General features: G+C 74.6%; 23 protein-coding genes. 12 read left to right on the forward strand and 11 right to left on the reverse strand.

What is annotated here, in order from left to right:
* Positions 1-152 precede the first annotated feature (152 nt).
* The 5 genes from ACZ7KX_RS36640 (at position 153) to ACZ7KX_RS36660 (ending at position 4,686) form a co-directional block, all read left to right on the forward strand.
* The gene (locus ACZ7KX_RS36640; RefSeq protein ID WP_470330289.1) at positions 153-1,280 is read left to right on the forward strand and encodes an IPT/TIG domain-containing protein; all 1,128 of its coding nucleotides are present in this window, start codon (positions 153-155) and stop codon (positions 1,278-1,280) included.
* Positions 1,281-1,495: 215 nt separating this feature from the next.
* Complete coding sequence (locus ACZ7KX_RS36645; protein ID WP_470330290.1) at positions 1,496-2,029, forward strand: hypothetical protein; 534 nt, start codon at positions 1,496-1,498, stop codon at positions 2,027-2,029.
* 152 nt (positions 2,030-2,181) lie between these two features.
* Positions 2,182-2,958 carry a LamB/YcsF family protein gene (locus tag ACZ7KX_RS36650; RefSeq protein ID WP_350526290.1) on the forward strand — a complete coding sequence of 259 codons (777 nt, stop codon included), beginning with the start codon at positions 2,182-2,184 and terminating at the stop codon, positions 2,956-2,958.
* On the forward strand, positions 2,955-3,704 hold the full coding sequence (gene pxpB, locus ACZ7KX_RS36655; RefSeq protein ID WP_470330291.1) for a 5-oxoprolinase subunit PxpB: 750 nt from the start codon (positions 2,955-2,957) through the stop codon (positions 3,702-3,704). The genes ACZ7KX_RS36650 and pxpB overlap by 4 nt, the downstream gene beginning before the upstream one ends.
* Before the next feature lie 118 nt (positions 3,705-3,822).
* Positions 3,823-4,686 (forward strand): 5-oxoprolinase subunit C family protein, encoded by an 864-nt coding sequence (locus ACZ7KX_RS36660; protein WP_470330292.1) that lies wholly within the window; start codon positions 3,823-3,825, stop codon positions 4,684-4,686.
* 82 nt (positions 4,687-4,768) lie between these two features.
* Here the strand turns inward: ACZ7KX_RS36660 and ACZ7KX_RS36665 are convergent, their stop codons facing one another.
* Complete coding sequence (locus ACZ7KX_RS36665; RefSeq protein WP_470330293.1) at positions 4,769-5,692, reverse strand: aminoglycoside phosphotransferase family protein; 924 nt, start codon at positions 5,690-5,692, stop codon at positions 4,769-4,771.
* A gap of 132 nt (positions 5,693-5,824) precedes the next feature.
* Positions 5,825-6,592 (reverse strand): alpha/beta fold hydrolase, encoded by a 768-nt coding sequence (locus tag ACZ7KX_RS36670; RefSeq protein ID WP_470330294.1) that lies wholly within the window; start codon positions 6,590-6,592, stop codon positions 5,825-5,827.
* A gap of 129 nt (positions 6,593-6,721) precedes the next feature.
* Here ACZ7KX_RS36670 and ACZ7KX_RS36675 point away from each other — a divergent pair, with 129 nt between their 5' ends.
* Positions 6,722-7,255 (forward strand): PadR family transcriptional regulator, encoded by a 534-nt coding sequence (locus ACZ7KX_RS36675; protein ID WP_470330295.1) that lies wholly within the window; start codon positions 6,722-6,724, stop codon positions 7,253-7,255.
* A 156-nt stretch (positions 7,256-7,411) separates the two neighbouring features.
* Here ACZ7KX_RS36675 and ACZ7KX_RS36680 read toward each other — a convergent pair whose 3' ends face one another.
* Positions 7,412-7,939 (reverse strand): DUF4396 domain-containing protein, encoded by a 528-nt coding sequence (locus ACZ7KX_RS36680; RefSeq protein WP_470330296.1) that lies wholly within the window; start codon positions 7,937-7,939, stop codon positions 7,412-7,414.
* A gap of 142 nt (positions 7,940-8,081) precedes the next feature.
* Here ACZ7KX_RS36680 and ACZ7KX_RS36685 point away from each other — a divergent pair, with 142 nt between their 5' ends.
* Complete coding sequence (locus ACZ7KX_RS36685) at positions 8,082-8,825, forward strand: class I SAM-dependent methyltransferase (protein ID WP_470330297.1); 744 nt, start codon at positions 8,082-8,084, stop codon at positions 8,823-8,825.
* Between the two features lie 287 nt (positions 8,826-9,112).
* The gene (locus ACZ7KX_RS36690; protein ID WP_470330330.1) at positions 9,113-9,955 is read left to right on the forward strand and encodes an undecaprenyl-diphosphate phosphatase; all 843 of its coding nucleotides are present in this window, start codon (positions 9,113-9,115) and stop codon (positions 9,953-9,955) included.
* A gap of 149 nt (positions 9,956-10,104) precedes the next feature.
* Here ACZ7KX_RS36690 and ACZ7KX_RS36695 read toward each other — a convergent pair whose 3' ends face one another.
* Positions 10,105-11,616 carry a HEAT repeat domain-containing protein gene (locus tag ACZ7KX_RS36695; RefSeq protein WP_470330298.1) on the reverse strand — a complete coding sequence of 504 codons (1,512 nt, stop codon included), beginning with the start codon at positions 11,614-11,616 and terminating at the stop codon, positions 10,105-10,107.
* Between the two features lie 287 nt (positions 11,617-11,903).
* On the opposite strand from ACZ7KX_RS36695, the gene ACZ7KX_RS36700 reads away from it, so the two are divergent.
* Positions 11,904-12,479 (forward strand): hypothetical protein, encoded by a 576-nt coding sequence (locus ACZ7KX_RS36700; RefSeq protein WP_470330299.1) that lies wholly within the window; start codon positions 11,904-11,906, stop codon positions 12,477-12,479.
* A gap of 154 nt (positions 12,480-12,633) precedes the next feature.
* Here the strand turns inward: ACZ7KX_RS36700 and ACZ7KX_RS36705 are convergent, their stop codons facing one another.
* Positions 12,634-14,115, reverse strand: coding sequence for a DNA-binding protein NsdB (locus tag ACZ7KX_RS36705; RefSeq protein ID WP_470330300.1), 1,482 nt, complete (start codon positions 14,113-14,115; stop codon positions 12,634-12,636).
* A gap of 512 nt (positions 14,116-14,627) precedes the next feature.
* On the opposite strand from ACZ7KX_RS36705, the gene ACZ7KX_RS36710 reads away from it, so the two are divergent.
* Positions 14,628-15,866: an aminoglycoside phosphotransferase family protein gene (locus ACZ7KX_RS36710; RefSeq protein WP_350526278.1), complete on the forward strand. Its 1,239-nt coding sequence runs from the start codon at positions 14,628-14,630 to the stop codon at positions 15,864-15,866.
* 34 nt (positions 15,867-15,900) lie between these two features.
* Here ACZ7KX_RS36710 and ACZ7KX_RS36715 read toward each other — a convergent pair whose 3' ends face one another.
* The 4 genes from ACZ7KX_RS36715 to ACZ7KX_RS36730 all read right to left on the reverse strand — a co-directional run bounded on the left by ACZ7KX_RS36715 (position 15,901) and on the right by ACZ7KX_RS36730 (position 19,313).
* Positions 15,901-17,079 carry an acyl-CoA dehydrogenase family protein gene (locus ACZ7KX_RS36715; RefSeq protein ID WP_470330301.1) on the reverse strand — a complete coding sequence of 393 codons (1,179 nt, stop codon included), beginning with the start codon at positions 17,077-17,079 and terminating at the stop codon, positions 15,901-15,903.
* 538 nt (positions 17,080-17,617) lie between these two features.
* Complete coding sequence (locus ACZ7KX_RS36720; RefSeq protein WP_350526312.1) at positions 17,618-17,701, reverse strand: putative leader peptide; 84 nt, start codon at positions 17,699-17,701, stop codon at positions 17,618-17,620.
* A gap of 115 nt (positions 17,702-17,816) precedes the next feature.
* Positions 17,817-18,311, reverse strand: coding sequence for a hypothetical protein (locus ACZ7KX_RS36725; protein WP_350526276.1), 495 nt, complete (start codon positions 18,309-18,311; stop codon positions 17,817-17,819).
* A gap of 738 nt (positions 18,312-19,049) precedes the next feature.
* Positions 19,050-19,313, reverse strand: a complete 264-nt coding sequence (locus ACZ7KX_RS36730) for a DUF397 domain-containing protein (protein WP_396553097.1) — start codon at positions 19,311-19,313, stop codon at positions 19,050-19,052.
* A 348-nt stretch (positions 19,314-19,661) separates the two neighbouring features.
* Here ACZ7KX_RS36730 and ACZ7KX_RS36735 point away from each other — a divergent pair, with 348 nt between their 5' ends.
* The gene (locus ACZ7KX_RS36735) at positions 19,662-20,201 is read left to right on the forward strand and encodes a PTS-dependent dihydroxyacetone kinase phosphotransferase subunit DhaM (RefSeq protein ID WP_396553098.1); all 540 of its coding nucleotides are present in this window, start codon (positions 19,662-19,664) and stop codon (positions 20,199-20,201) included.
* A 22-nt stretch (positions 20,202-20,223) separates the two neighbouring features.
* Here the strand turns inward: ACZ7KX_RS36735 and ACZ7KX_RS36740 are convergent, their stop codons facing one another.
* Together ACZ7KX_RS36740 and ACZ7KX_RS36745 are read right to left on the reverse strand one after the other, a co-directional pair.
* Complete coding sequence (locus ACZ7KX_RS36740; RefSeq protein WP_470330302.1) at positions 20,224-20,712, reverse strand: NUDIX hydrolase; 489 nt, start codon at positions 20,710-20,712, stop codon at positions 20,224-20,226.
* Positions 20,713-21,260: 548 nt separating this feature from the next.
* A complete protein-coding gene (locus ACZ7KX_RS36745) occupies positions 21,261-21,485 on the reverse strand; it encodes a hypothetical protein (protein ID WP_350526197.1) in 225 nt (74 codons plus the stop codon).
* Between the two features lie 501 nt (positions 21,486-21,986).
* Between ACZ7KX_RS36745 and ACZ7KX_RS36750 the strand changes: the two genes are divergently transcribed.
* The gene (locus ACZ7KX_RS36750; RefSeq protein WP_470330303.1) at positions 21,987-23,057 is read left to right on the forward strand and encodes a polysaccharide deacetylase family protein; all 1,071 of its coding nucleotides are present in this window, start codon (positions 21,987-21,989) and stop codon (positions 23,055-23,057) included.
* The last annotated feature ends 315 nt before the right edge of the window (positions 23,058-23,372 follow it).

Here is a 23,372-nt window from a genome sequence, read left to right on the forward strand (position 1 = left end):
ACCGAAACGGACCTTGCGGCCGGACGGAGCGGCAGGTGGGCGGCGGTCCGGGGATCGTTTTCAGAACGAGGTTTCGACGGTATTCCGCCATTCTCGAACCGACATTCGAGAAACCCGTGGGGGCCGCGCAATGGTTCGGTGATGATCGACCTATGATCACCCGACTGGCCAAAGCCGGCCTCGCCGTCGCGCTGTCCGTGACCACGCTCACCACCGGTGCCGTCCTCACCGCCGGCGCGGCCGCGGCGGCGCCGGCAGCCAAGGCGCCGACCACCAAGACGCCGGCCACCAAGGCGCCGACCACCAAGACGCCGGCCACCAAGGCGCCGACCGCCACGGCTTCGACCTCCGCGCAGCACGTGACCGTGTCGCAGAGCGGGAACTACCCCGGCGGCTTCTTCAAGACCGGCACCATGTCGGCGAGCTGGGTGTCCGCCGGCACCGCCGACCTCACCGGCCCGACGCACTTCACCGTCGACCTGCCGCCCGGCGTCATCACCGACGGCGCGATGTTCTACTCCACGCCGTACGACTACACCTTCACCACGACCCTCTCGCCCGACCACCGTCACCTGGAGGCCGTCCTCACCGGCACCCGGGTGGTCGGCAAGAGTGAGTTCATGAAGCTCAACCTGAGCACCACGCCCGGCGTCCCGATCACCGGCGTGATCACGGTGACGGCCGCCAACCCGAACGACACCGACCCGACCGGCCACGTCTCCCGCTACGACCTCGGCACCGGCGGCTACCTGCCGGCGACCGTCCAGGCCGCCCCGGCCGTCACCGGCCTCGACACCACCACCGGTCCGGGCACCGGCGGCACGGCGGTGACCGTCAGCGGCAGCAACCTCGCCCACGGCATGGTGCTGGTCGGCGGCGTCCCCGCGCCCGGCACCTGCACCGACACCGCCTGCACGGTGACCACGCCGGGCGGCTCGGGCAGCGCTCCCGTCAGCGTGGTCACGCCCGGCGGCACCGCCGCCGCGCCGGCCGGCTTCGACTACACCGGGGCCGCTCCCCCGGCGCCGCCCGCGCCGGCGGTCACCAGCCTGAGCCCGGCCACCGGCCCGGTCGCCGGCGGCACCCGGGTGAACGTGATCGGCAGCAACCTGACGTACGGGACGGTCGCGTTCGGCGGGGTGCCGGCCACGCACGTGTCCTGCGGCCCGTCCTTCTGCACGGCCACCGCTCCGGCGGGCTCCCAGGCCGGGCCGGCGAACGTCACGGTCACCACGGCGGGCGGGACCAGCGCGCCGGTGACGTACACCTACTCGGCGTAGCGGCCACCGTCGGTGCCCGGGTGCCTCGGCACCCGGGCACCTCGCGTTTCCGGACACTCCGTGGGCCTCCCGGGCGTGCCCGGGGTCCGACCGGGGTCCTCCGGAGGTCCGCCAGGGGCCGCCGGAGGCGGGAGTTGAACATGTTCAAAAGGAGGGTCTAGAGTCGGTTCCGCGCAGACGGGACAAGGCTCCGCCTGCAGTTCGGAGGTGCAGAGGTGTACGAGACGGACGACGACCCCGCGGTCGTCCTTCGCAAGGTCCGGCGTTGGCTGTGGTTCTTCCTGGCCTGCCTGGTGCTCAGCGGTCTGACCGCCTTCCCGCTGGAGACCGAGACCCGCCTGCTGGTCGAATTCGTGACCGGCCCGGCCGCCCCGCTGGCCGACCACTTCCCCGCCGCGACGGCCTGGTTCGAGCGGGTCCACACGGGCATCGTCGAGACCGACGAGCGCTACCCCTTCCTGGCCTACGGCACCGACTGGCTGGCCTTCGCCCACCTGGTGATCGGCGCCGCCTTCTGGGGGCCGCTGAAGGACCCGGTCCGCAACATCTGGGTGATCCGCTGGGCCGCACTGGCCTGCGGAGCCGTCATCCCGCTGGCCCTGATCTGCGGGCCGCTGCGGGGCATCCCGCTGGTGTGGAGATTCGTCGACATGTCGTTCGGAGTCTTCGGCGTCATCCCGCTGCTGCTCGTGCTGCGCGCGCTGCGTCCGCTGGAACGTTCCTTCGCGGAACCGGCGCCCGCGCGCTGAGCCCACCCGGCCCGCAGGCCCCGTGTGGCGCCGCCCCGGGGCGTGCGGGCCCGGTCGCACGCCGCGGGTCCGGTGGGCCCCGGGTCACCGACAACGGCCTTCACCCGCAGGCCCTACCATCTGGCTCAACAGCTGCTGGGAGGCGGACGGGCGTGGCCGATGCGGTGATCGATCTCAATGCGGACCTCGGCGAGGGGTTCGGACGCTGGACGCTGACCGACGACGAGGCCCTGCTGTCGGTGGTGACCAGCGCCAACGTCGCCTGCGGCTTCCACGCCGGAGACCCCTCGACGATGCGCCGGGTCTGCGCACTGGCCGCCGAGCGCGGCGTCCGGATCGGCGCCCAGGTCTCCTACCGCGACCTCGCCGGCTTCGGCCGCCGCGCGATGGACGTCCCCCCGGAGGAGCTCGCCGACGAGATCGCGTACCAGATCGGCGCCCTCCAGGTCTTCGCCCGCGCCGCCGGCTCGAAGGTCTCCTACGTCAAGCCGCACGGCGCCCTCTACAACCGGGTGGTCGCCGACTCGGACCAGGCCGAGGCCGTGGTGGCCGGCGTGCTGCGGGCCGGCGCGGTCTGCGACGGCCCGCTGCCCGTCCTCGGACTGCCCGGCTCCCGGCTGCTCCAGGTCGCCGAGGGCGTCGGACTGCCCGTGGTCGCCGAGGCCTTCGCCGACCGGGCGTACACCCGCACCGGCACCCTCGTCCCGCGCCGCGAACCCGGCGCGGTGGTGCACGACCCCGAGTCCGTGATCACCCGCGCGGTCGACATCGCCCGGGACGGCGCGGTGGAGGCCGTCGGCGGCGACCGGATCACGGTCGAGGCCCGGTCGCTCTGCGTCCACGGCGACACCCCCGGCGCCGCCCAGCTCGCCTGGCGGGTGCGCGGCGCCCTGGCCTCGGCCGGGGTCCGGGTGGAGGCCTTCACGTGACGGCCGGCAGCGCCGACGGCGACGCCGGCCCCGGCGACAGCGGCGGCGACAGCGGCGGCGGCAGCGGCGGCGAACCCCGGCCTGACGCTGCGCGGCCGGGTGGATCGGGGCAGCCGCTCGGGCCGGTACGGCGGGTCGGCGAGCGGGCACTGCTGATCGAGCTGCCCGGCACGGCCGAGGTCACGTCGCTGTACGGATGGCTGCGCGAGCAGCGGGAGGCGGGCGCGCTCGGCGAGGTCGAGGAGCTGGTGCCGGCCGCCCGCACGGTGCTGCTGGACGGCGTCGCGGACGTCGACGCCGTGGCACGGCTGCTGCGCACCGCCCGTCCGACGGCGGCCGCGGCGGCCGGGGCGGAGCGCGGGCCGGTGCTGGAGGTCCCGACCGTGTACGACGGCGCCGACCTGGCCGAGGTAGCCGCACTGTGGGGGGTGTCCGAGGAGGCGGCCGTCCGGATCCACACCGAGCCCGAGTACGTGGTCGCCTTCTGCGGCTTCGCCCCCGGCTTCGGCTACCTCACCGGGCTGCCCGGACGGTACGAGGTCCCGCGCCGGGCCACTCCGCGGAGCTCCGTGCCGGTCGGCTCGGTCGCCCTGGCCGGCCCGTACACCGGGGTCTACCCGCACCCCTCCCCCGGCGGCTGGCAGCTCGTCGGCCGCACCGCGCTCCCGCTCTGGGACACCGACCGGGACCCTCCGGCCCTGCTGGCGCCGGGCGTCCGGGTCCGCTTCACGGCGCAGCGCGGGTGAGCCGGCCGGGCCGGCGGCACCGGCTCGGCCCGCTGACGCGGCACCGCATCGGACCGACGGCCGGGAGGATGGGCGAAGGGCCGTTCGGAGCTCCGGCGGCCGACGGGAGGAGACGGCGATGAGCGAACTCGTGGTGGTGCGGCCCGGACCGCTGACCACGGTTCAGGACCTCGGGCGGCGCGGGGTCGCCCACCTCGGCGTGCCCAGGGCCGGAGCGCTGGACGAGCCGGCCCTGCGGGCGGCGAACCGGCTGGTCGGCAACGAGCCCGGGGCCGCCGGGTTGGAGACCACCCTCGGCGGGGTCGCACTGCGTGCCGTCGGGACGGTGGTCGTCGCGGTCACCGGCGCACCCGCGCCCGTCCGGGTGGACGGGCGACCGGCGGCGTGGGGTGCGCCGGTCGTGGTGCCGGACGGCACTGTGGTCGAGGTGGGAACAGCGACGGACGGGGTGCGCGGCTACCTGGCGGTGGCCGGCGGGATCGCCGTCCCCCCGGTGCTCGGCAGCCGCTCGGCGGACCTGCTCTCCGGCCTCGGGCCTGCCCCGCTGGCCGCCGCGGACCGGTTGCCGGTCGGCGCCGCGCCGCCGTACCGGGCCCGGGCCGAACTGGTGCCGCTGCCCGCTCCCCCGGCCGAGCTGGTGCTGCGGCTGCGGCTCGGGCCGCGCGCGGACTGGTTCACGGCGGAGGCGGCGGCCCGGCTGGGCCGCGACGGGTACCGGGTCTCCTCGACGAGCAACCGGGTCGGGCTGCGCACCGAGGGCCCGGCGGTCGCCCGGGCCCGGGACGGTGAACTGCCCAGCGAGGGCATGGCGTCGGGTGCGGTGCAGATCCCGCCGGACGGGCAGCCGGTGGTCTTCCTGGCCGACCACCCGACCACCGGGGGCTATCCGGTGATCGGTGTCGTCCCGGCCGCCGACCTCGCGGCCGCCGCGCAGGCCCGGCCGGGGACGCCGGTGCGGTTCGTGCCACTACGGGAGCGTTGACGGCACTCCTCGGTGCGGTCCGTACCGCCGCGGGCGCGTCGATGGCGCTCCTCGATGCGGTCCCGGTGCGGTCCGGTGCGGCTCATCCTCCCAACAGCACCTCGGCGATGGCCCGTTGGGCCGGATCCAGCGCGGTCTCACCCTCCTCGGCCGCCCAGGCCGCGTTCTGCAGCACCCGAGCGAGCGTCCAGGCCGCCGCGACCTCGCGGTCCAGCTCCAGCGCCTCCGTCAGGAGGTCGAAGCGCCGCCGCAGCGCCCCTGCGAGGTCTCCGGCGGCCACCGCGTCGTCCCAGCGGTTGCGCAGCGCCGGAAGCAGCTCGAAGCCGGGGTGCCCGGCGAGCGGCTTGGGGTCGATGGCCAGCCAGGGGGCGCGACCGCTGCCCGGGAGCGGGGCGAGGACGTTGCCGTAGTGGAGGTCCCAGTGGAGCAGCCGGTCGCCGGGTTCGGCGCGCACCTCGCGGAGGGCGGCCGCGCAGTCGGCGAGCAGGCGGCGCTCCTCCGGGTGGTCGAGGGCGGCGACGACCTCCGCGGCACGGTCCGACAGCCGCGCCGCCAGGTCGGTCAACGTCCTCAGTTCCGAAGGAGCTTGATGCTTCGTCAATTCGCCGAGCAGATCGGCGATCACACGCACGGCCGCGAGATCGTCGGGCAGCGCGAGGAGCGAGCGCGTCGGGTCCAGGCGCTCCAACAGCATGGAGCCCGAGTCGGGTTCGCGGTCCAGCAGTCGCACGGCGCCGTGCCCGTCCCAGGCCCGGAGGGCGAGCGGTTCGCCGGCCGTCTCCTCGTCCACGGGCTGGAGCTTGAGCACGGCACGCGTCCCGTCGGCGCACCGCACGGGCAGCACCAGGCCGACGACGCCGTGCGCGGCCGGCCCCTCCGGGCGCAGCTCCCATCGGTCGAGCAACTCGCCTGCCAGGGCGGGCAGTCGGAGTGCCCAGGCGTGGCCCGTCGCGCCGAGGAACTCCGTCAGGGACGCGGCCAGGGCGGGCGGGACCTCGACGGTCATCGGACGGTCTCCTCTCGGGCGGTCTCGCGAGACGGTTCGGTCAGCCTGGAACGGCCCGGCCGGGGCGGCGTGGGGCGGCCTGGGCGGCGGGGCCGGCGGGGGGCGGCGTCCATCGCCCCCGGCCGACCGTGGTCAGGCTCGGAGCCCCTCCGCCGCGGCGGCGGCGAAGCCGTCCGGGTTGTCGAGCATGATGTTGTGCCCGCAGTCCGGGACGGCGACCACCCGTACGCCTGCCGCTCGGAGCCCGTCCGCACCCGCCGGCTCGCCGTCCGCCGCCGGATGGAGGAAGGTGCGCGGGAGGTCGAGGCCGAGCAGCAACTCGCGCATGGTCGGGACCGTTGCGCGGGCGACGTGGCGGGCGCTGCGGTAGAGCGCTTCCGGGCCGGCCAGCCGCATCGTGGACCACCAGAACCGGCCGACCCGCTCGGCGACCTCGGCCCGGCCGTCGGCCAGGAACTCCTCCTCGGTGTAGCCCGCGATGCCGCTGCTGCCGAGCCGCTGCCGGTCGGGCGCGATCGGGTCCAGGTTGGCGTCCACCAGGACGAGCCGCGAGACCAGACCGGGGTGCCGGTGCGCGAGGACGATCGCGACGGCGCCGCCCATGCTGTGGCCGACCACCTCGACCCGACTCGGCCCGGCCGCCCGCACCGCTGCCGCGACCGCGTCGGCGTGCTCCTCCAGCGTGTACCCGAAGTCCGTCGGGCGGTCGCTGATGCCGAAGCCGAGCAGGTCCATCAGCAGCGAGCGGCGCCCGGCCAGCAGCGGGTGGGCGGCGGCCGCGGCGAAGTAGACGGGCGACGTGGCGCCCAGACCGTGCAGGTAGAGCCGGGCCGGCTCGGCGCCGGGCAGTTCGACCCAGCGGATCAGGTCGCCGCCGGGGGTGACGGGGGCATGGCGCATCGCACGGACTCCTCTTCCGGAAGGGGAACACCGGGAGCTCCCGGGAACGTCGAGACCATACCTCGCCATCGAGGTACCCCGCATTCGATATACCCGCGGATCGAGGGACGGCCGTGAGAGGGTGGCCCCATGTTCAAGCTCGCGATCCTCGGGTTCCTGTACGACCGGCCCTTGCACGGCTACGAGCTGCGCCGCCACCTCTCCGCGCTCTCCGGACACGTCCAGCCGATCAGCGACGGAACGCTCTACCCCGCGATCAAGCGCCTGGAGACCGCCGGACTCCTGGTCCGCCGGACCGAGCCCGGCAGCGCCGCCGCACCCCGGCACACCCTGCACCTCACCGAGGCCGGCCGGGCCGCACTGCTCGACCAGCTGCGCGAGCCCGAGCAGTTGGACATCAGCGACGAGAACCGCTGGTTCACCCTGCTCGCCTTCCTGCGCCACCTCGACGACCCCACCGCCCAGGCGGCCGTGCTCCGCCGACGGCTGGCGTTCCTGTCCGAGCCGGCCAGCTTCTTCTACGACGGCGACCGCCCGATGGGCGCCGAGGAGTTCCCCGACCCGTTCCGGCGCGGCCAGCTGCTGATCGCCCGCGCGACCACCGAGGCCGAACTCGGCTGGCTGCACGCGACATTGGCGGAGCTTGAGGGCCGCGAGGGATAGCGGGCGCACCGGAACGCGCCGCTGCCCGCGCCGGCCGGCGAGCGGTCGGTACGGGCAGCGGGCGGAGTCTCCGGCACGTGCTCCGGAGTGCGATCGGCATCGGCGGGTGCGCAATCGGTGCCGGTGGATGGCCGATCGGCGCCGACGGGTGGCCGATCAGTGCTGGTGGTGGGCGTGGACCACGGCGTGCCCGCGCCCCCGGCCGATCATCCACCTGTTGACCGGCACGGTCAGCCCGAAGGCCAGGACGAGCGAACCCGCCAGCGACACCCAGAACAACAGGTCGCCGAGGCCCGCGTCCATCGCACCGGGGACGGTGACCATCACGGTGTTGTCGATCAGCTCCATCACCAGGATCGACACCGTGTCGGCGGCCAGCGCGACCTTCACCGCGGCCCCGACGTCCAGACCGGCCTTCAGCACGCCGCGCATGGTCAACGCATAGCCGAAGACGAAAGCCAGCAGGATCGAGACCACCACGGTCGCGCCGTTGTGCAGGCCGAAAGCCGTACCGAGGACCATGCCGAGGATCTCGCCGATGGCGCACCCGGTGAGGCAGTGCAGGGTCGCCTGCGCGGCCGCCCGCCAGCTCGTTCCGCCCCCGGCGGCGGCGTGGTGGTCGTGTCCGGGCCGGCCGTCGTGACCGTGGTGACCGTGGTGCTCGTGCTGTGCGGGGTGTGCCATGTCGTCCTCCGCTTGCCCCGACGCCCGTCCGGCGCCGCTTCCCTCGCTCCGTCAGTGATCGAAGTTATACCCCCTGGGGGTATCTCGCAAGCCCCGGCTACGCCCTCTTCCCCCACCCGCCCATCCGTGTTCGGATGAGGGCATGACCGACGACCGCCGCACGGGCTACGACGGAACGGGCGAGGGCGCGATCACGCCGGACGGCTGCGCCGTCGAGGTGTGGAGCCGGCTCCCCGCGGGCAACGCCCCGGACGTGATCGAGGCGGCGGTGCCGCCCGGCGCACACATCCTCGAACTGGGCTGTGGCGTGGGCCGGATGACGCACCCGCTGACCGACCGCGGCTTCACCGTGACGGCCGTGGACGAGTCCGCCGAGATGCTGGCCCGGGTCCGCGGGGACGTCCGCACGGTGCGCAGCCCGATCGAGCACCTCAGCCTCAGCGAACGCTTCGACGTCGTCATGCTCGCCTCCTTCCTGGTGCACGCAGGTGATGTGACGGTCCGTCAGGGATTGCTGGAGACGTGCCGCCGCCACGTCGCCGAGGACGGCTGCGTGCTGGTGCAGCGCGAGGGCGAGGACTGGCACCTGAACGTGCCGCGCGAGACCGCGATCGGCCCGGGCGCGTGGTCCCGGCTCGTCTCCGCCACTCCGGTCGGCGACGGCGTGAACTCCGTCCGCTGCGAGTACGAGTTCCCGGACGGCGTCTGGACGCAGACCTTCCTGTCCCGCCCGCTCAGCACCGAGGTGTTCGAGCAGGCCCTGGCCGAGGCCGGCCTGACGGTCGAGCACTACCTGACGGAGGACCGCACCTGGGTCCGGGCGCGACCCTCGGAGCGGCTCCCGGCACAGGCTTCCGAGCAGGCCGGGGAGCGGGCGCCGGAGTAGGAGCGGCCCGGTCGCAGCCCCGGACGTAGTCCCGGATGCGGGCCCCGGACGGGGCCGGACCGGGGCGCCCCCGCTGCGCGGCCGGAAAGGGCCCTGCACGCAAAGGCCGAACAAAGGGTGAACAAAGAACTGTCACTTTCACCCCGTACCATCAGCCGCGCGCCGGGCGCGCGCGGCCTGCGGGCCGGGCGGGTCGCGGTCGTCCGCACGCCCCTTCCGACCCGCAAGGACCCGCCCATGCCGCCCCTGCCCACTGCCCGACGGATACCCCCGGCGGGTGCCCGGTGATCAACTGGTTCCACGGGGCCGTCCTCGGCCTGATCCAGGGGCTCACCGAGTTCCTGCCGATCTCCTCCAGCGCCCATCTGCGGGTCTTCTCCGCGCTGCTGGGCTGGGACGACCCGGGCGCGGCCTTCACGGCCGTGACCCAGCTCGGCACCGAGACGGCGGTGCTGATCTACTTCCGCAAGGACATCGCCGCGATCGTGAAGACCTGGGCGCGGTCGCTGGTCCGCCCGGCACTGCGCTCGGACCCGGACGCCCGGATGGGTTGGTTCGTGATCATCGGCACCCTGCCGATCGGCATCCTCGGCAAGCTGTTCCAGGACACCATCGAGACCCACCTGCGCGACCTGCGGATCATCGGCACCACGCTGATCGTCTTCGGCCTGATCCTGGCCTTCGCCGACCGCACCCGCGCGGTCCGCCACGCCCGTCCGATCAGCGACCTCACGCTGCCGCACGCGGGCATCTACGGCTTCGCCCAGGCGCTGGCGCTGATCCCGGGCGTCTCCCGCTCGGGCGGCACGATCAGCGCGGGCCTGCTGCTCGGCTACAGCCGGGAGGCGGCGGCCCGCTACTCGTTCCTGCTGGCCATCCCGGCGGTGCTCGCCTCGGGGACACTGGAACTGTTCAAGATCGGCGAGGGCCCGGCACCCGCCTGGGGTCCGACCGTGCTGGCCACCCTGATCGCCTTCGCGGTCGGCTACGCGGCGATCGCCTGGTTCCTCAAGTACATCTCGACGCACAGCTTCATGCCGTTCGTGGTGTACCGGGTGCTGCTCGGCGTCCTGATCGTCGGACTGGTGGCCGGCGGCGTCCTGACCCCGGACGCGGGCTCGGTGAAGTAGAACCGCGTTTCAGAACCAGCGCGCCGCAGGATCACCGCGGCCCGGAACCCGCCACCTCCGAGGAGCGGCGCGGATCCGGCCGGACGGCTCCGGGGAAAGCAGTGGGCCGGGACACCCGACGGTGTCCCGGCCCACTGAACGTCGAGGACCTAACGCCCGAACTCCCGGGCTGCGGTCAATCGGCCGCGCACGGCGGCGTGGACCTCGGCCTCCTCGGCCGGGTCGGCGGCGAGCCTGCGCAACCGCTCCAGCACACGCGCGTCGCCCGTGGTGGCGACATGGCGCGCGGCGAGCTCACGCGTGGACTCCTCGCAGTCCCAGAGGCACTCGACGGCGGGCCCCTCGGGGAAGTGCACGTCGGTGGCGGCGAGCGCCCGGGCGGCACGTCCGCGCAGCTCGGAGGAGGCGGCCTCCCCGTAGATGTGGCGCAGGACCGGTACGGCGTCGGCGGCGGCCAGCCGCCCCGCACCGTCGACCAACGATCCGAGCCCGGTACCGGAGACCCCCCGGACGGAGACCCAGCGGCGCAGCCCGGCGACCACCAGCGGCGCGTCCTGCGGCTCCCCGGCGTCGGCCAGCAGCTGGGCGGCGGCCTCGCCGAGCGCGCTGTCCGCGCCCCCGGTGGCCGGGTCGGCCCAGCGGCGGGCCTGCGCCAGCACCTCGGGACCGCGCATCCGGCCGAGCAGCTCCAGGGCGGCCCGGACGATCCGGTCGTCCACGTCGGCGGCGGCCGCCTCGATCAGCTCCACGGCGGCCGGGTCGCGTTGCTCGACGAGGTGGCGCAGGGCCGCACGGCGGGCGCCGGGCAGGCCGCTGCGGGCGGCCTCCAGCAGCAGCGGACGGTCCTCGGGCCGCACGACGGCGGTCAGGCAGCGGGCGGCCGCGGCGGCGCGGCGGTCCACCGCGTCGGGGCCGCCCGGGGAGTCGGTGTCGCGCGCGGGCTCCGGCCGGGCGTCGGGCCGGCCGAGGAAGGCGCCGGCGCCGAGGCCGCCCAGGTCGCCCTGGTCGGCCCAGGCCAGCACGTCGGCGGTGGACCAGCCTGGGGTGACCCCGCTGCGGTTGACCTGGCGCTGCCAGAGGTCGAAGGGGGACTGCTCGGCGGCGGACGCCACTCTCGGGTGGTAGGCCGCCCACAGCCGCCACGGCCGGGGCTCGTACGCGTTGCGGATGAACTCGCGCAGCTCGGCGTCGCCCTCGGGGCCCGGCGGGAAGTGGTCCAGCACGGCGGTGCCGAGCAGCAGCAGGCCGCGGTCGTCGTCGCGCAGGGCGAGCTCGTCGAGGGCCCAGGCCCAGTTGGCGCCCGTGGCGGCGTACTCGCGCAGCATCAGCAGCGCGTCGCGCCGGCCGTACGCGGCGAGGTGGCCCAGGACGGAGAGGGCGAGGCCCGTGCGGCCCTCGTCATCGGTGACGAGGTCCTCGGCGGAGTGGAGGTGGTCCTCGATGCCGTCGAGGGGGGCTTCCAGCTCCATGTAGAGGCGGGCGTAGTAGAGGGAGCGGCTCTCGACCTGCCAGTCGGCTCGCGGATCCCTGGTGACACACTCCTCCAGCGCGGCGATGGCCTCGGCACGGTCGGCGGCCAGCGCATGGAGCTGCCCGTCACCACGGCCTCGCTGCAGGAGGCCTAGGAGGCTGGCACTGGGTGCTATCACTGGCTCGAACATGAGGTCAGCATCCGTTGCGGCGGTCGTAGTGGCAACGGGATTTCCGTCGCCGGGGTCTCTGGTCGGTACTGCGGTGGGCGCCCGGGCGCCGGAATCACCGAAGGTTACCGCCTCGCGCCCGCTTCCGCACACAGGGCGACGGCGCCCGCTGCCACAGTGGCATATGCCAGGGGAATTTTGCCTGCGATCTGTCCAAATCGCCCACGAGGGTGAGGACGTTGTGCGACAGTCTTCTCACTACCCGAAGGACCCGCACAAAGCGGGCCGAACCGAGCGATGGACCCGTCATGAACATGCCTTTAGGCGCCGCCCGCCCGCCGGGCACCGCCACGGTGGACGGCGCCCCGGCGGGCGCGAACGGCTCCGGCGCGAACGCCTCCTGCGCAGCCGGCCCGGGTACGGGCCGAGCGGGGCGCGCCGGTGACGGGACGGGCGACGACGGCAGCGGCGGCGACGCCGACAGCGGAACGGACGGCAGAGTGGACGGCACGGCGCAGGAGCCGTCCGGCCCCTACCTCGGCGGCGACGGCGAGGACGGCGTCCTCGGCTCGGCCGAGTGGGACCTGCTGACCGACGGCGTCCACTGGAACGCGGAGACCTTCCTCCTCCTCGGGTGCGACCCGGACCACGGACCGCTCAGCCTCGACCGGCTGCCCGACCGCCTCCCCGAGGCGGACCGGCCGCTGCTGCGCCGGATGATGACCGACGCCCTGGTGCACGGCCGCATCGCCGCCGGCACCCTGCGGATCCGCCGACCCGGCGGACGGCACGACAGCGTCGAGTGCTCGGGCGAACCCGTCCTCGGCTCCGACGGCACCGTCACCGCGCTGCGCATGCTGCTCCGCCCGGCACCGCCGGACTGAGCCACGGCACGGCCGGGCAGGCCCGGGCCGCGACACTGCCGGGCCACCGAGCCGAGCCAAGCCGAACTGAGCCGAAGCGCGGCCGAAGCGCGGCCGAAGCGAACTGAACCACGACACCCCGGCACCCCGGGGCCCCGCACGTCGGCCCGGCCCCTCAGGTCAGCCGCGGCCGGTTCTTGGCGTCCGCCGCCCGCAACTCCCGTCCCAGCTCGGCCCGCAGCTCGTCCACCACCGGCAGCCCCCGGTACTCCGCGGTCAGCCGGTACATCTCCCGCAGCCGGTCCCACGTCCGGTGCGAGGAGTTCTGGCCGATCAGGTTCATCACCATCTTGGCCTGAAGCTCCGCGGCGTCCGGCTCGCCCGTGATCAGGTGCACCGAGGCCAGCGTGATCCGGTCGAACAGGGCCGAGCGCAGCTGCCCGGTGCCCTCGCGCAGGGCGATCACCTGCTCCGCGCGCCTGCGCGCCGTGGGCGCCGCCGCCCGGTCGTGCTCGGCCAGCGTGCGCAGCACCAGGGCCTGCATGCCGCGCAGTTCGGCTTCGTCGAACACTTGCATCCAGCACGGAGGCGGCTCCGGCGAATCCTCGGCGAAGAGGTCCTCGGCCTCGCCGAGCAGCCGGTAGGTGTCCTGGGAGTGCCCGATCGAGGCGTGCGCCCAGGCCTCGACGGTGTTCAGCATGGCGCGCGTTCTGGGCGCCGGCTTCCCGCCGGCCGCCTTGGCCGCCGCCATGAGGTCGATCGCGTCGTCGGCCCGGCCCAGGTGGACCATCTGCCGCGCGGCGCGGGAGATCGCCTCACCGGCCCGCGGCCGGTCGCCGGACTCCTTGGCCGCCTCGGCCGCGATCATGAAGTACCGCTGGGCGGTGGGCTCCAGGCCCACGTCGTGCGACATCCAGCCCGCCAGCACCGCGAGGTTGGCCGCGACCGCCCACAGCCGCTGCTCCACGGCGGGCGGGTGCCGGTGCGTCAACAGGCCGCCGACCTCGTTGAGTTGTCCGACCACCGCCTTGCGCTGCAACCCGCCCCCGCGGGCCGCGTCCCAGGCCCGGAACACCTGCACCGAGCGCTCCAGCGACTCCACCTCGTCGAGCCCGACCGGGCCCGCGTCGTACACGTCCACCACCGGGCGCGCCCCGCTCCCGGTGACCACCTGTCGCGGCCCGGGCACGGAGGCCGCGTACGCGACGGCGTCCCCGTCCAGCCAGCCCTTCAGCGAGTCGGCGATGACCGCCCCGGCCGTGAGCGCGGCTCCGGCGCCCATCAATCCACGTCGGTTCAGCATGAGGTCCATTCCCGTGAACTCGGTGAGGACCGCGGCTGTTCGATCCGGCGACCATGGCACTGCTGCGGACGGCTCCGCTCCGGACCTGGTGGGCCGGTGTCGTTCCAGACCGAGGTCCTCAGTGGTGACGACACGGCCGAGCCGCTCCGTGAACACGGCTGCCAGCACCCTCGGCACCGGATCGCGCGGGATCTCCCCCTGCTCGATCCAACGCCGTACCCTCGAAGTGTCGGTGGACAGTTGCATCTGCCCCATCGCGGCACCCCGGCGGTTGACCAGCCGCGCGAGCTCGCCCTTGGACCATCCGGTCAGGACGAACAGATCGGCGAGTCGGGTGTTGGGTCCCCTGCTCAATGAAGCCCCCAGGTTCCTCGGCTCCTTCGAGGCTAGAGGCTCCGGCAAGTGCCAGGCGAGCATTCGCCACCGTTCGCCAGGGCCCGCCAGACTACTAAGCCAGTGCCCGACGGGTGTGTTGTAGGGGTGCGCCACCTCGCCCCCCGGGTCGGACGGCGTCCCACCGGCGTCGGAGCAGTCCCCCGACGGTGTCACGGGACGCTCCCGGCACTCACCCGAGGGGGTGGCGCGGCCGGGTGGCGCGGGGGCGCCGGGCACGGCCACGGCAGTCCGGCCGACCGCATTCCCCAGGGTGCGGACGGCCGGAGCACACGCCGAACAGGGGTTCCTGACCCCGCGTCCGTGCCCGGCGCCCGCGCACCACCCGCCGCACCGCGTCGGCGCACGACCCGCCCGCAGCACCGCACCACCCGCAGGGCCGCCGTCACGCCAGGAAGCACACGGCACCGGCCCTACCCCGCCCCCGCGGGGCCGCACCCCGCCGACGGACCGGAAGGGACCTCCCTCAGCCCATGTACTCCTCAGCGACGACCCCCACGCCGACCGCGACCCGCCCCGCGCTGCGCCCCCCCACCGCAGCCACCGGCCGACCCGGCCCCAAGCAGGTGCCCCCGGCCAGCCGCCCGGTGGCTCCGCGGGGCGTCGAGGGCCGGGCCACGGACACCCGGGTCGTCCCGACCGGCCGCACGGCACTGGGCCCCACCGGCCGTACCGCGCTGGGGCTGCGCGCACCCGAGACCGCTCCGCCGGTCGGCGGCCGGATCCCGCTCGCCCGCCAGGCCGACGGCCAGGTGCTGCGCGCCCGGCGGCCCGGCCAGCCCGGCGGGCCGGAGCGGATCGACCCGTCGGCGCTGCAGACCCCGTCGGTCCGGGCCGCGCTGGCCGGCGTCGCGCGGATATGTCCCGCGTTCACCCCGCGCCAGGTCCTGCGCGAGGGCAGCCGCCACATCCTGGTGGCGGGCACCATCGGGCGGGCTCCGGTGGTCGCCAAGTGCCTGGCGCCGCAGGCGGTGCGGAGTGAGTACTTCGAGCAGCTGGTGGCCGACTTCCACCACGAGGTCGCGGTCTACCGGGCGTTCGTCCGGCACCGCCCGCCGGTACGGCTGCCCCGGCTGGTCGCGGCCGACCACGACCGCTGCGTGCTGGTCATGGAACGCGTCCCCGGCCGCCCGGCCGCCCGGGAGCGCCACCCGGTCAACGCGCCCACCCCGGGCGAGGTGCGGGCGCTGCTCAACACCGTCCGGACTCTGAACCTGTGGCGGCCGCCGACCGACGTGTTCCAGCCGCGCCTGGACTACCAGTTGGAGATCGCCCGCTACCACTCGGTGGGCCAGCTCACCGACCGGGACGCCGGCGACCTGCGCGGCCTGCTGCACGGCCTCGGCCACACCCCGATGCAGCTGTGCCACGGCGACGCCCTGCTCAGCAACATGCTGCTGGCGCCGTCCGGCCCGGTGCTGGTCGACTGGGAACAGGCTGGCTGGTACCTGCCCGGCTACGACCTGGCGGTGCTGTGGAGCGTGCTCTCCGGGGACACCGCGGCCCGCCGTCAGATCAGCCAACTCGCCCAGAGCGGCGGCACCATGGCCCGGGACGCGTTCCTGGTGAACCTGGTGCTGGTGCTGATGCGGGAGATCCGGCTGTACGACGTGCCGGGCGCCGGCGAGGAGCAGCGGATCATGATCCGCCGCCTCTACGACGACGCGGCGCTCGCCCGCCGGGCCGTCCGGGCGGCGGTCGGGACGCGCTGAACCGGCGGCCCGGGCCCGCCGCCGAACGGGCCCGTCACGGCCGGGCGCCACGCTCCAGGGCGGCCCGGCCGGCGGCCTCCAGGACGACCTCCTCGGCAGCCAGGTGCACCCGGCTGCTGAGCACGTCCCGCAGGTAGCGCTCCAGCGGGTGGCGCCGGCTCAGGCCGGGGTTGCCGGCCAGGGCGACGGCCTGCTGGACCGCCGCCGTCGCGGCCCGGGTGGCCAGCAGGTGGGCCGGGCCGGTCCTGGCGACGGCGTCCGGCTCGCCCCGGTCCACCCGGGGGGCCAGACCCTCGACGAGCTCCTCGGCGCCGATCAGCTGCGCCTCGATCTCGCCGAGCGCACAGCGGTGGCGGGACGGGGTGCCGAGCGGCTCGGTCGGATCGGCCGGGGTGCGCCGGCCGAGGAAGCGGACCAGCCAGGACTCGGCGGCCCGGGCCACGCCGATCGCCACGGCGGAGAGGGCCAGATCGTGCCAGGCGCGCGACAGTTCGGCCTCGGCGACGCTCCCGGCGCCGTGCTCGGCACTGCTCCCGGCACCGGCGGCGTGCTCGGCGCCGCTCCTCCCGGCGCCCTTCCGCGGCTCGCGGGTGCCGAGGCCGAGCGCGAGGTCGGCCGGCACCCGGACCCGGTCCAGCACGACGTCGTGGCTGGCGCTGGCCCGCAGACCGAGCTGGTCCCAGGTGGGGTCGATCTCCAGGCCCTCGCTCTCCCCGCGCACCAGGAAGGTGCCGGTCCTCGGCTCCTCCTCGTCCGTCCGCGCGGTCACCGCCATCCAAGCAAGTGCCTCGGCGCCGGTGCAGTAGGTCTTCCGGCCGGTCAGCAGCCAGCCGTCACCGTCCCGCCGGGCGACCGTCTCCGGCAGTCCACCCGGTCCGGCGCCGGGCTCCGCGCGCAGCGTGTTGACCAGCGCGGGGCCGCGCCGGGACTCCGTGAGCAGCCGCCGGTAGCCGGCCGTCGGCCAGTCGGCGCGGCGGGCCTGCTCGGCGTGCCGGAGCAGGGTGAAGGCGGTGACCACGGCCACCGAGGCGTCCCCGCGGCCGAGTTGGGAGAGCACCCGGACGGTGTCGGTGAGCGTGCCGCCCGGTCCGCCGTACGCGCGGGAGACCGTGAGGGTGAGCAGTCCGGCCTCGTGGACCGCCTCGATGCCCTGGTAGGGGAAGGTCGCGTCGCGGTCGTGCTCCTCGGCCCGGGCGGCGAGCAGGTCGACCACCCGGGGCAGCCCGGCCAGGGCGTCCTCGACCGCCGCGCGGTCGGACGGCGACGGTTCGGTCGACGGCTCGGTCGGCGGGGAAGCCGACCCGGAGGCCGCTCGGGAACCCGGGCGGCCCCCCGAGCGGGAACGGCCGGCCGATCGGGAGGCCGGCGGGGAGGCCGGTTGGCCGGAATCGGCCTGTCCGGAAGTCGACGACGGCGAGGCGGCCCGGGAACGGGCGGCCGACGGACGGGGTGCCTCCGGACGGTCGGCGGGGGAACGGTCGGCGGGGGAACGGTCGGCAGGGCAACCGCCGTCGAGGGGGCCGTCACCGGGGGGCCGCCCCTCTGACGCACGGTCGACGGGCGGACGGTCGGCGGCGCGGGTCGTCATGATGCGGTGCCTCCGGGCGGCAGCGTGGGCTCGACGGGCGGGCGGCACGCCCGTACGGACGCGCGGTACCGACTGGCGGCCCCGGAGGTCGGTTCACGGCCCGCCCCCGGATCCGGCGCCGACCGGACCCGGCCGACACCCGCCGCCGGGGGACGGATCCCCCTCAGCGCCCCGGACACGCCGCGCTGGCGGTGCGCCGCAGGTCCAGGTGCCTGCGACGGGTCAGCAGCGGGAGACGGCACGGCATGTTCGCGACTGTACGAACCGTTGATCGATACCGTCAAGCTGCGGACCGGCACCGGGCGGGCGTCGGCCGACCGGCCGGAAATCGGTGCCCGGGCCCCTCGGCGGGCCCCCGGGGATCAGCCCTGCTGGAACATGTCCGCCGGGAGCGGCTTCAGCAGCTGATACAGGTCGTCCGAAATCGGTCGGTCCCAGGACGCGATCGTGACCAGGACGCCGTCGCTGCGGCCGAACTGGGCGCAGAACACGCGCTCCTCGCTGACCTTGACCTTCTTCACGATCAGCAGGTCGTCCCCGAGCATGACCGGGAAGTCCTCGGCCGAGACGAAGTCGACCGGCTCGTCGTTCTCCAGCGCCGCGAGCAGCTGCCGCACCTCGAAGGGCACGTTGTCGCCGGTCTCCCGGGCGGGCGAGCCCTCGGGGAGGTTGCCGATGAACATCGCCGGGCCTCTGCCGCCGAACAGGTCGTAGCGCAGGAAAATCCCCTGGCAGGAGCCGTCCGGGCCGGTCATCATGGCCGCACCGAAGTCGCCGGGCCAGTCACCCGGGTCCATCGCGAGCACGTCGAAGTCCGGGCCGGCGGGCTGTCCGGAGCGACGGCGGAGAAAAGACATGGGAACATCGTACGTGTCCGGCACACCGCGCTCGCGAGGTGGGTGGGACGCCGACGGGGGACGAGCGGGAGATCGACGCTCAGAGACCAATGTTGACTCTGAGCAACCGTCCGGGCTACGTTCGGTTCAGCACGACAGCCGTTCTGGGTTTCACCCTCCGGGGGGACGGCATGTCGCGACGCGGCCCTACACGCGTATCCCTCACTGTGCACTTGTCGTGCCGAACTGCCGAGCACCCAGCTTCGTCATCGCACACAGCACGAACACACAAGCCAACAGTTCCATGCATCACAAGCCAGATCCGCGGGGCCCCGGCCCGTCGCTCCCGCGGATCTGCTCGGGACGCCGCCGCGTGGGGGCGTGCGGGTCCCGAGCATCGGTGCCGGCCTCCGAGTCGCTCTCGGAATCGGCGCCAGCCTCCCGGCGACTGCCGGCCCCTCGTGGGCCGGGACCGGCCGACGCACCCCGGTGCGCAGGGGATGACTGGGAGGATGGCCTGGCAGCACTGCCGGGCCGCACAGCAGGCGCCGTGTCTGGCCGCGTGGGGGCGGTGGGCACGGCGTCTGCCTGTGCTCATACTCTGAGCTGCGTTTGTCTAACAGTCAACAGAAATTCTGACGGGGCACGCTCAATAGATCATCAGTTGTGATGTTCCGACCGGAAAACCGCCTGCGGAGCGGGTCCCCGGTCGTCATCCGGGGACCCGCTCCGCAGTGGCGAGGCGCTCGAACGAGCGGCTCAGGTGAGGTCGAACTCGCCGTCCCGGGCGCCGAGCACGAAGGCCCGCCACTCCGCCGGCGTGAAGACCAGCACCGGCCCGTCCTCCTGGCGGCCGTCCCGCATCCCGATGTACCCGTCCACGAACGCGATCTGGACGTCTCCGACCCCCTGGCTGCTGCACAGCCACTCCGCACCGGTGAAGTCCACCTTGGGCTTCCCGCTCGGCGCGAGCTCCGGCTGCGCGCCCACGGTCTCCGTGTCCGTACCGCTGTTGACTGCCACTGACCGATCTCCTCCCGACGGCGTTCCGGGGCCAGCCTAGCCACACCGCCCGGCCCCGGTCAGCGGGTTGACGAGGACTCCCCCGGCCCCGGTCGGGCACCGCCGGAGGGGCGGTGGAACCGCCCCGCGGAGGGTCGAGGCGTGTCCCGACCGGCGGGGGCGCCGGGCAGCTGCCAGAGTGCTGCCAGGGCGCCGCCCGGGCCTGCGAGGGCGCGGGAGGGCACCCCCGGGCCGTACGGGGACCTCCGTGGCCCGTACGGGACCTCCGGGGCCCCGCACGGGGACCGGAGCGCGCCTGCGGACGGTCCCGCCCGCCCCAACCCCACGACCCGCCCAAGGGAGCAGCCGATGAGCCGCCGGGACGGCACCCGCGCCGACGTCATCCCCATCTCCGACGCACCCTCGGCACACCCCCCGGCACCCCGCACGCCCCCCTCGCCCATGCCCCTGCCCCGGCCGACCCCCGGCCGGCCCCCCGCGCACGGGCGGGTCGGCATCGCCCTGGTCTCGCACAGCCAGGAACTGGCCACCGCCGTACGCAACCTCGCGCTCGCGTTGACCGGATCCGACTCCCCCGCCCCGATCTCGGCGACCGGCGGCGACCCGTCGGACGGGCCCGGCATCAGTGCCGTCCTGGTGGCTGCCGCGACCCGCCGGGTGGACCAGGGCCACGGCGTGGTGGTGCTCGCCGACCTGGGCGGCGCCGTCACCACCGTCCGCGCCCTGCTCTCCGAGGCCGACGAGCACGGCCTGCCGTTCCCGGTCCGGTTCGCCAACGCCCCGTTCGTCGAGGGCGCGGTGGCCGCGGCAGCGACCGCCACGGCGGGCGGCGACCTGGCGGCGGTGCTGGACGCCGCCGAGGAGGCCTACCGGCAGTACAAGGGCTGACCGCGGCCGGAGCCGGCGCGGGTCAGGGGCGCTCCTTGCCGTCCCAGGTGAAGACGGCCGGGCCCTCGCACTCCATCGCGTGGCGCAGCCGCTCGTGCTCGGACTCGACCATCGGCGGCAGCTCGTCCAGCGCGAACCAGCCGACCTCCAGCGACTCGTCGTCGTTCACCCGCGCCTCGCCGCCGATCGCGCGGCAGCGGAAGGTCAGCACCAGGTACTGCGTCACGTCGCCGTTCGGGTACGTCACCTGCGGCGAGACGGTGACCGAGGCGAGCAGCTCGGGCACGGCCACCACGCCGGTCTCCTCCTCGCACTCGCGCACCACGCCGTCGGCGGGCTGCTCACCGGGGTCGAGGATCCCGCCGACCGGCGCCCAGCGGCCGTCGTCGGCGCGGCGGGCGAGCAGCACCCGGTCGCGGTCGTCCAGCACGACGGCGACGACGGCGCTCAGCCAGAGCGGGCGGTTGCCCACGAGGGCGCGGAGGTCAGCGAGGAAGGGAGGAATGGCCATGGGCCGCAGCCTAGTCGGGTGGTCCGCCGACGGCGCGGGGCGGCCGACCGGCCTGACGTGGCCCGATGTGCTCTGCCGGGCGTGGCCTGCCGCGCCCCGGGCGTGCTGCCCGGCCCGGGTCTGCCGCCGGAGCACCGGACCACGGCCGGTGCGGCGCAGCAGGACGGGGCCGGCGGAGGTGCCACGATCGCGGCCGGGGCGACAACGGCGAGATCGCCACCGCGTTTCACGAGACGGGCACGGCGTTATCCGGCCTGTCGCTCATCGCTCCCCTCCACGGTGTTTCGGCCGGAAGAACGCATTCACAGTAAGGACGCGATGAGGACGTCGTCCGAGAATGGTGAAAGAAGGGGGCTTAATTCTGTCCGGCCGGACGGTATCCGGTCGTCCTGACCAATTCCGCTCGATCTGCTGTTTCTGAATTCAGAACACCGTCGACACACGACGGGCAGGTGAGGGTGATGTGCTGCGGCCGGGCCCGGTGCCCCCGTCCGGTCCGGCCCGGTCTCGCCGGTCCGGTCCCGGCCCCCGGCTCGGACCGGGCTCCGCTAGACCGCCGTGCGCCGCCGATCGCGGAGACGCCCGAAGGCGATCCGGCCGAGCAGCAGGACACCGGCCGCCAGACATCCGGCCACCGCCATCGCCCAGGCCGGGCCGCCGCTGTCCGGAACGATCACTGCGACGACGATGCCCGCTGCCAGGCAGGCCAGGCCCACCACGGCCAACGGGAGCTGGTGGGTGACCAGGGCTCCGCCACTGCACGCGCGGGCCATCCGTGAGGCTCCGTGCAAGTGGAAGGGGTCACGGTCCGCATCTGCCATGAGCCCAAGGTACCCCCGCCCGACGCGGGAGGCAGCCCGCACGGAGTGCAGCACCCGACACGCTGCGCAACCGCGGCACCCGAGCCGGTTCGGGGTGTCACGGGGGTGGTCGCGGGGGCGCAGCGGAGGCCGATCCGGCCGATCCGGGGGTTGACCCCGGGGGCGGCCCGGGGGCTCGTCCGAAGACTTCCGCCGGAGATGTCCGGGAACCGCGGATGCGCATTCCTACTCCACAATCAGTCCACGAAAAATCCTCGTCCCCCCGGTACAACCATCCCCGTGGTGCAACGGTCTCAATGGCATTGAGTGATCCAGGAGCCGTTCGAGGGGTGGGCGAGAACCCCCCACCGAGAACAGGAAAATCCAGGGGCGGAGCCGCCGACCCCTGGAGTCGGAGGCCGGGCTCCGTCCTCCGGCGGTACCGCCACGCCGCTCGGCGAACGAGGGGGAACCGTGCCGCAGTCCCAGTCCACAACATCGATCTCCACGGCCCGCGCCAGGCCCGCGCTTGGCGTGCGCGCACTGCCGCCGCCCCTCGGGTACGCGGCGGACCGGCACGAGGCCGGAGGGCACGGCGGGGGCCGTAGCCGTCCGACCGTCGAGGCGGAACAGCAGGACACGCGGGGCGAATGGCTGCGGTTCGCCCCCGTCCAGCCGCTGTTCCGGGCCCGGGCCGCCCAACGCCTCGCCGTGCTGGCGTACCACGGGGTCACCGACCACCGGTCGTTCGGCGCCCAGCTCGACCGGCTCCAACGGCTCGCCACGCCCGTCTCGCTCGCCGCGGTCCTCCAGGCCGTGACCGAGCGGCGGCCGCTGCCACCCCGGAGCGTCCTGGTCACCTTCGACGACGCCGACCGGAGCGTCCTCACCCACGCCCTGCCCGCGCTCGACGCCCGCGGCATCCCGGCCACCGCCTTCGTCATCTCGGAGCTCATCGGCACCGAGCGGCCGTTCTGGTGGCACGAGGCCGACTTCCTCGCCCGACACGGCGGCCGCGCCCGGTCCCTCGACTGCGGCCACCCCTCCCAGCTGCTCCGCCGGCTGAAGGCCATGCCCGACCCGGACCGCCGACGCAGCCTGCACGAGTTGCGGGTCAGCGCCGACCGCCGGCCACCCGGCCAGGAACAGCTGACTCCCGCCGACCTCCTCGCCCTGCGGGACGGGGGCGTCGCGATCGGCAACCACACCCAGGGGCACCCGTGCCTCGGGCGCTGCGACGACGACACCGTCCGCGCCGAGATCACCGGCGCGCACGAGGCCCTCACCCGCTGGCTCGGCGAGCCGCCGACGGCCTTCGCGTACCCGGACGGCGGCCACGACCCCCGTGCCGAAACCGTTCTGCAGGAACTCGGCTACCGCCTCGGCTTCCTCTCCGACCACCGCCTGGGCCCCCGCCTCCCCTCCCACCCCCTCCAGATCAGCCGCCTCCAGGTCGACTCCTCCACCACCACCCGCCGCTTCGACACCATCCTCTCCGGCCTCGAACCCGCCTACCGCCGCTGGCGCCGCCAGGCCGTCGCCTGACCTCCGGACCGCGGGAAGTCGACCGGGCCGACTTCCCGCGCAGGCCACGGAGACGGGTCGATTGCCCGATTGCCCGGAAGTCACCCGAAATGCCACCAAGGCACAACATTGGCCCTCATGAGAAATCTACGCGAGTAGCTCTCCACGGGAAGTCGACACGACCGACTTCCTGTGCGCGCCACCCCTTCCGCCCGGACGGAAGGACGATCACGGATAGATCCCGGACATCACCGGACAGAGAAGTCCAATCACCCGATATCCGCACACCGGCGCGCCATCGAGACACCACTGCGCGCGAGAAGTCGACAGGACCGA

This window comes from Kitasatospora sp. NPDC038210 (assembly GCF_055600605.1).